The organism is Phenylobacterium sp., assembly GCF_031181185.1.
Classification (GTDB): Bacteria; Pseudomonadota; Alphaproteobacteria; order Caulobacterales; family Caulobacteraceae; genus Phenylobacterium.
Map to the genome: position 1 here is coordinate 1 of NZ_JAPSKZ010000180.1, position 7184 is coordinate 7184.

7 protein-coding genes are annotated in these 7184 nt (G+C 71.1%); 2 read left to right on the forward strand and 5 right to left on the reverse strand.

Annotation, left to right across the window (positions count from 1 at the left end; genetic code table 11):
- Nucleotides 1-14 precede the first annotated feature (14 nt).
- Entirely contained in the window at nt 15-569 is a 555-nt protein-coding gene (gene rfbC, locus RIF93_RS17065) for a dTDP-4-dehydrorhamnose 3,5-epimerase (protein ID WP_309092652.1), read from the reverse strand.
- A gap of 31 nt (nt 570-600) precedes the next feature.
- On the opposite strand from rfbC, the gene RIF93_RS17070 reads away from it, so the two are divergent.
- A complete protein-coding gene (locus RIF93_RS17070; protein ID WP_309092653.1) occupies nt 601-1641 on the forward strand; it encodes a glycosyltransferase family 2 protein in 1041 nt (346 codons plus the stop codon).
- On the opposite strand, the gene argE is transcribed toward RIF93_RS17070, so the two are convergent.
- The 4 genes from argE to RIF93_RS17090 form a co-directional block, all read right to left on the reverse strand.
- Nucleotides 1604-2770 carry an acetylornithine deacetylase gene (gene argE, locus RIF93_RS17075; RefSeq protein WP_309092654.1) on the reverse strand — a complete coding sequence of 389 codons (1167 nt, stop codon included), beginning with the start codon at nt 2768-2770 and terminating at the stop codon, nt 1604-1606. The genes RIF93_RS17070 and argE overlap by 38 nt on opposite strands.
- Before the next feature lie 32 nt (nt 2771-2802).
- On the reverse strand, nt 2803-3297 hold the full coding sequence (locus RIF93_RS17080) for an FKBP-type peptidyl-prolyl cis-trans isomerase (protein WP_309092655.1): 495 nt from the start codon (nt 3295-3297) through the stop codon (nt 2803-2805).
- A 30-nt stretch (nt 3298-3327) separates the two neighbouring features.
- Nucleotides 3328-4536, reverse strand: a complete 1209-nt coding sequence (locus RIF93_RS17085; RefSeq protein WP_309092656.1) for a threonine ammonia-lyase — start codon at nt 4534-4536, stop codon at nt 3328-3330.
- 70 nt (nt 4537-4606) lie between these two features.
- The gene (locus tag RIF93_RS17090) at nt 4607-6415 is read right to left on the reverse strand and encodes a dipeptide ABC transporter ATP-binding protein (RefSeq protein WP_309092657.1); all 1809 of its coding nucleotides are present in this window, start codon (nt 6413-6415) and stop codon (nt 4607-4609) included.
- Nucleotides 6416-6507: 92 nt separating this feature from the next.
- Between RIF93_RS17090 and RIF93_RS17095 the strand changes: the two genes are divergently transcribed.
- On the forward strand, nt 6508-7047 hold the full coding sequence (locus RIF93_RS17095) for an HAD family hydrolase (protein ID WP_309092658.1): 540 nt from the start codon (nt 6508-6510) through the stop codon (nt 7045-7047).
- The last annotated feature ends 137 nt before the right edge of the window (nt 7048-7184 follow it).

Sequence of the window (7184 nt, forward strand, 5' to 3'; positions counted from 1 at the left end):
GAGTGGCTGGCGGCCTAGAAGCTGACCGGCCCCAGGTCCTTCAGGCGGGGCAGCACCTTGTCCTTGTCGGACAGAACCGGCTCACCCTCGAGCGGCCAGGCGATGCCCAGGTCGGGATCGTCCCAGGCCAGCCCGCCCTCGGTCTCAGGCGCATAGAGGCCGTCGACCTTGTAGAACAGCATCGTGTCGTCGGTGAGCGTGACGTAGCCGTGGGCGAAGCCGCGGGGCACCCACAGCTGTTCGCCGCCGTCGGCGGTCAGCGTCGCGCCGACCCACTGGCCGTGGGTGGGCGAGCCCGGCCGGATATCGACGGCCACGTCGAAGATCGCACCCTGCAGCACGCGCACCAGCTTGCCCTGCGCGTGCGGCGCCTTCTGGAAGTGCAGGCCGCGCAGCGTGCCCTTGCGGGCGTTGAAGGCCTGGTTGTCCTGCACGAAGTCGGTCTCGACGCCCGCCGCGGCCATGGCCTTGCGGCTCCAGGTTTCCGAGAACCAGCCGCGCACATCGCCGAAGCGCTTGGGCGTGATAAGCAGGACGTCGGGCAGGGCGAGCGGCGTAATCGCGGTCATGTCACTGTCAGGGAGTTCGAACAGGCCCCGCATGGCCCAGCGGAAAGACGAAGACAAGCCGCAAGTCCCGTCGGTGACGGTGGCGGTGGTCGCCTATCGCAGCGGCGCCACGCTGGCGCGCTGCCTGGAGCGGCTGGCGGCGCAGACCTGCCGCGACTTCGAGGTCGTGCTGGTCGACAACGCCTCGCCAGATCGGGAAGCGCAGGCGGCGGCGGGTATCGTCCCGGGCGCGCGGCTGATCGAGAACGCCGAGAACCTGGGCTTCGCGGCCGCCTGCAACCAGGCGGCAAGGGCGGGCCGCGGGCGCTGGCTGGCGCTGCTCAACCCCGACGCCTACCCGCAGCCCGACTGGCTGGAGCAGCTGCTGGCGGCGTCCTCCCGGTGGCCCGGCGTGAAGAGCTTCACCTCGCGCCAGGTGATGGACGAGGACCCGGAGGTCCTCGACGGCCTGGGCGACGTCATGAGCCTGCCCTGCATCCCCTACCGCGGCGGCTATCTGCAGCGCGATCCCGGCGACACGCCCGAGGGCCAGGTGTTCAGCCCCTGTGGCGCGGCCATGCTGATCGACCGGGCGCTGTTCCTCGAGCTGGGCGGCTTCGACGAGAGCTTCTTCTGCTACTGCGAGGACGTGGACCTGGGCTATCGGCTGCAGCTGGCCGGCGAGCCGACGGTGCTGGTCCCCTCGGCGGTCGTCCGCCACGTGGGCTCGGCGTCGTCGGGCGGATCGAAGTCGGAGTTCGCCCTCTTCCACGGCTATCGCAACCGGTTCTGGGTGCTGGTGAAGGACACGCCGGCCCTGCTGCTGCCGCTGGTGCTGCCGGCCCACCTGCTGACGGCGGCCTATATCGCCACGCGCAAGCCGAACCGCCCCTACCTGGGCGTGACGCTCAGGGCGTACCGGGCGGCGCTGGCGGGCCTGGGGGAGGTGCTGAAGCGCCGCCGGACCGTGCAGCGCGCACGGCGGCGCTCGATCCTCGGCATCGCCCGGGCCATGACCTGGGACCCGCGGGACCTGTCCGGCCGCCGCGCCGTGATCAGGCCGCTTCGGCCCACTCGATCAGCCGGCGCATGAAGCTGGCGCCGCGCTGCATCTGGCTGACCTCGACGTATTCGTCCGGCTGGTGAGCCTGGGCGATGGATCCCGGGCCGCAGATCACGGTCGAGAATCCCGCCTGCTGGAACTGGCCGGCTTCCGCTGCGAAGGCGACCACCCGCGGCGGACCATTGTCGCCGGCGAGGCGGCGGGCGAAGGCCTCGGCCGTGCCGCCCGGCTCGGGCGCGAAGGGCGGGACGTCGGTCCGCTTCTCCAGGACCACGCCGGCCTCGGGCGCGCGGGCCTTGAGCGCGGCGTCCATGGCGGCGACCTCGGCGCGGAAGTCCTTCAGCACGCCCTCGGCGCTGAGGCCCGGCGGGCAGCGCAGGTCGAAGACGAAGGCGCAGTGGCGGGCGATGATGTTGTGGGCCGTCCCGCCCTCGACCATGCCGATGGTCAGCGTCGCGCCCTTGGGCGTGAACGGCGAGGCGGGATCGGCCTCGCGCTCCAGCCGCTCGGAGAGATCGGTCAGCGAGTTCATCAGCCGGGCGGCGGCCATCACCGCCGAGACACCCTGCTGGGTCTGGCTGGAGTGGGACTCGCGGCCGGTGACGGTGACCTTGAAGGTGGCGATGCCCTTGTGGCCGTTCACCGCGACCATGTCGGTGGGCTCGCCCACCACCACGAGGGCCGGCGGCGGCAGCTCGCGCTTGATGACGTCGATCATCAGGGGCGCGCCCAGGCAGCCGATCTCCTCGTCGAACGAGAAGGCCAGGTGGACGGGCCGGCGGGCCGTCTGCGAAAGCTCGGGCGCGGCGGCGAGCGCGAGCGCCAGGAAGCCTTTCATGTCGCAGGTCCCGCGCCCGTAGAGACGGCCGTCCCTCTCGACCACGGTCCAGGGGTCGGTGCTCCACGGCTGCCCGTCGACCGGCACCACGTCGGTATGGCCCGAGAGCACGACGCCGCCGGGGTCCGACGGGCCGATGGTGGCGATCAGGTTCGACTTCGTGCCGTCGGCGTTCGGCACGCGGCGGTGGGCCACGCCCAGGCCGTCGAGATAGCTCTCGACCCACTCGATCAGCGCGAGGTTCGAGCCGCGCGAGGTGGTGTCGAAGCCCACCAGCTTGGCCAGCAGGTCGCGGGCGGAGGGATAGAGGTCTGCGGTCATGACCGGAGCCTTAGGCCTTGGGCGGGGAATAGCTACCCCTGCAGCACCCGGCCGGGGCCCGGAAGCACGTCGATGAGCTCGATGCGGAAGATCAGGGCGGCGTTGGGCGGAATCTCACCGCCGCCGGCGCCTTCCGCGCCATAGCCCTGCTCGGGCGGGACGTAGAGGATCCATTCGTCGCCGGGGCGCATCTGCACCAGCGCCTCCTGCCAGGCGGGGATCAGGCCCCTCAGCGGCATGGCCGCCGGCGCGCCGCGCTCGTAAGAGCTGTCGAACACCCGGCCGTTCACCAGCTTGCCCTCGTAGTGGACCTTCACCTCGTCGGCGAGGGTGGGCTTCAGGCCGGTGGCGGGGCCGGAGCGGACGACCTTGTAGGCGACGCCCGAGGGCAGCACCTGCACGCCCGGCTCCTTGACCGTCTTCTCCATGAAGACCTTGGAGGCGGCGGACTGGTCGGCAGCCTTCTCCTTCGGCTGGCAGGCGGCGAGCGCCAGGGCGGCCGCGATCACGATCAGAGCACGCTTCATCTTCACACCACTCTGGTTAGACCACGCCCGTCAGACCACACGGGGCGGGTAGCCGCGCTCGCGGAGCGCATCCATGACTTCCTGGGTGTGCTGGGCGTCGCGGGTCTCGATCATGACGTCGAACTCCGCGCCCTTGGCCGGCACGTCCAGGGCGAGGCGGTTGTGGGCCACCTCGATGATGTTGGCGCCCATCTGGCCGATGACGGCCGAGACGTTGGCGAGCAGGCCGGGGCGGTCGTCGCCGATGATGCGCAGGGAGACGATGCGGCTTTCGCGGACCAGCTCTCGGGTGAGCACCGAGGCTAGCAGGCGGGTGTCGATGTTGCCGCCGGTGATCACCAGGCCGCACTTCCGGCCGCGGAAGCGCTCGGGATAGGCCAGGAGCGCGGCCAGCGAGGCCGCGCCCGCGCCCTCGGTCACGGTCTTCTCGACATTGGTGTAGAGGGCGATGCCGCGCTCGAAGTAGGGCTCCTCGATCAGCAGCACCTCGTCGATGAGCGGCCGGGCGACGGCGTAGCTGGTGTCGCCCACCTCGCGCACCGCGATACCCTCGGCGATGGTGGAGCCGGCGCCGTTCTTGGCGGTGCGCACGCCGCGCATCTTGGCGGTGAACGAGGGGAACATGGCGGGCTCCAGGCCCACCACCTCGATGTCCTTCTTGAGGTGCTTGGCGACTGTGGCCATGCCGGCGATCAGGCCGCCGCCGCCGATCGGGATCGGCAGGACCTCAAGGTCGGGCGCGTCCTCCAGCATCTCGAGCGCCACCGTGCCCTGCCCCGCCATGACGTCGAGGTCGTCGAAGGGATGGACGAAGGTGAGGTCGCGCTCGGCGCACAGCCGGCGGGCCGTGGCCGAGGCCTCGTCGTAGCCCTCGCCGTCGATCACCACCTCGGCGCCGTGGGCGCGGGTCTGCTGCACCTTCACGAAGGGGGTGCCCTTTGGCATGACGATGGTGACGGGGATGCCCAGGCGGGCGGCGTGGTAGCTGAGGCCCTGGCTGTGGTTGCCGGCGGAGGCGGCGATCACGCCGCGCTTGCGCACCTGCTCGTCCAGCAGCAGCAGCTTGTTCAGCGCGCCGCGCTCCTTGTAGGCGGCGGTGAACTGCAGGTTCTCGAACTTCACCCAGACCTCGGCGCCGGTGATCTCGGACAGCGTCCGGGAGTGGCGGCACGGCGTGCGCTCGATGTGACCCTGCAGCCGCTCTTTGGCCGCCAGGATGTCGTCGAAGCTCAGGGTCATAGGGGAAGCCGGTCTGTCGGAAAGGCGCGCAACCTAACGACGGGACGGCGGGGCCGCAATGCAGCCGAGCCTAGGGATCAAACTCGGCGACCAAGTGTCCGGGGGCGACTTCCTTCAGCTCGGGCCCAAGGATCGGAGCGCCGGGATCGACCGGCAGCCGCGACGGGGCGAAGCGGAAGGCGGCGGCGGGGTCGAGCGGGCTGGGCGGCTCGCCCGGGAGCTTGAGTCGCTGGCGGGTCCGCTCGACGGCGGGGTCCGGGATCGGCGCGGCGGACAGCAGGGCCTTGGTGTAGGGGTGCTGCGGCGCGCTGTAGATCCGGTCGCGGTCGGCAAGCTCCATGACCCGGCCGAGGTAGAGCACCAGCACCCGGTGACTGATCTCGCGCACGACGGCCAGGTCGTGGCTGATGAAGATCATGGCCAGGCCCATGTCCTTCTGCAGCTGGATCAGGAGGTCGATGATCTGGGCGCGGATCGAGACGTCCAGGGCCGAGACCGCCTCGTCGCAGATGACGAGCTTGGGCTTCAGGATCATGGCCCGGGCGATGCCGACCCGCTGGTTCTGGCCGCCGGACAGCTCGTGCGGGTACCGGTTGATGAGCGCCGGATCGAGCTCGACCTTGGCCATCATGGCGCGGACCTCGGCCTCCCGGGCGGCCCTGTCGAGGCCCGGGCGGAAGACGCGCAACGGCTGGCCGACGGAGTCGCCAACGGTCATGCGGGGGTCGAGGCTGGCCAGCGGGTCCTGGAAGACGATCTGCAGCTCGGCGCGGGCCTTGCGCCAGGCGTCACGGTCCTCGGGCGAGAGGTTGCGGCCCAGGAGCGCCACGGCGCCCTCGGTGGCGGGGATCAGGTTGAGGACGGCGCGGGCGAGCGTCGACTTGCCCGAGCCGCTTTCGCCCACGACGCCCAGCGTCTCGCCCTGGCGCACCTGGAAGGAGACGCCGTCCACCGCCCGCAGCATGCGGGGCTTGCCGAAGAGGCCGTGACGGACCGGGAACCAGACCTTCATGTCACGGCCCTCGACCACCACCGGGGCGTCGGGCGGCACAGGCGCGGTGACGGGTCGGCCGCCGCGGCCTTCACGGTCGAGGCGCGGCACGGCGGCCAAGAGGGCGCGGGCGTAGTCGGTGCGCGGCCGCTCGAAGACCTCGGCGACCGGGCCCTGCTCCACATAGGCGCCGTCCTTCATCACGCAGACCCGGTCGGCCAGGCGGGCGATCACGCCCATGTCGTGGGTGATGAGGGCAAGCGCGGTCCCGGTCTCACGCTGCAGCTCGGCCATCAGGTCGAGGATTTCGGCCTGGACCGTGACGTCGAGCGCCGTGGTGGGCTCGTCGGCGATCAGCAGCTCGGGCCCGGGCGCCAGGGCGGCGGCGATCATCACCCGCTGGCGCATGCCGCCCGAAAGCTCGTGTGGGTACTGGCGCAGGCGCCGGGCGGCGTCGGGGATGCGCACCCGGTCGAGCCATTCGCGGGCGCGGCGCCTGGCGTCGGCATCCGAGAGGCCCAGGTGCAGGCGCAGCGGTTCGGCGATCTGGTCGCCGATGCGGACGTGGGGCGTGAGCGCCGTCAGCGGGTCCTGGAAGATCATGGTCATCTTCGAGCCGCGGACCCGGTTCAGCGCGCGGGGCTTCAGGCCCAGCAGCTCCTGGCCGTGCAGCGTCGCCGAGCCTGTCGCCCGGCCGTTGCGGGCCAGGAGGCCCATGACCGCCATGAAGGTCTGGCTCTTGCCCGAGCCGCTTTCGCCGACCACGCCCAGGGTCTCGCCGGCCCGGATCTCCAGCGAGACGCCGCGAACCGCCTCGACCACGCCGTCGTGGGTGTCGAAAGCGACCCTGAGGTCCTTCAGCGTCAGGACGGCGGTCGGTTCGGCCAAGGGGAGCTCCGCGGAAAGGCGCGGCGCAGCCTATTGCGGCTTTCAGGCAAAATGAAATCGAGCCAGGCCGCGGTTCGGCTATAAGGCCGGCCGTGTCCCAGTCCTTACCGGATCCCCAGCAGCGGCCGGCGCTGTTCCTCGACCGCGACGGCGTGCTGAACGAGGACCGCGGCTATGTGCATCGCTGGGAGGACTTCACCTGGGTCCCGGGCGCCCGCGAGGCGATCGCCGCGTTCAACCGCGCCGGCTGGATCGTGGTGGTGGTGACCAACCAGTCGGGCATCGGCCGCGGCTACTACACCGAAGACGACATGCAGGCGCTGCATGCGCGGATGAACGCCGACCTGGCGCAGGCGGGGGCGCGGGTGGACGCCATCTACTTCTGTCCGCATCATCCCGAGGCGCCACTGGCGCGGTACCGCCATCCCGACCCGCCGGGGCGCAAGCCGAACCCGGGGATGATCCTGCAGGCGCTGTCCGAATGGCCCATCGACCGGGAGCGCTCGTTCCTGGTCGGCGACAAGGGCTCGGACATCGAGGCGGCGACCCGGGCGGGGATCAAGGGCGTGCTGTTCGAAGGCGGGAACCTGCACGAGTTCCTGGCCACGCAGGACCTGCTGCCGCCGGCCTGAGAGTGAGACCTCATCCTTCTCCCCTTGCGGGAGAAGGTGGCCTGCGGAGCAGGTCGGATGAGGGGTTTCCCGGCGCCGCCGGCGGCGTGGATGGGTTGTTGCGGACGGTTCTGAGAGACCCCTCATCCGTCACCTTC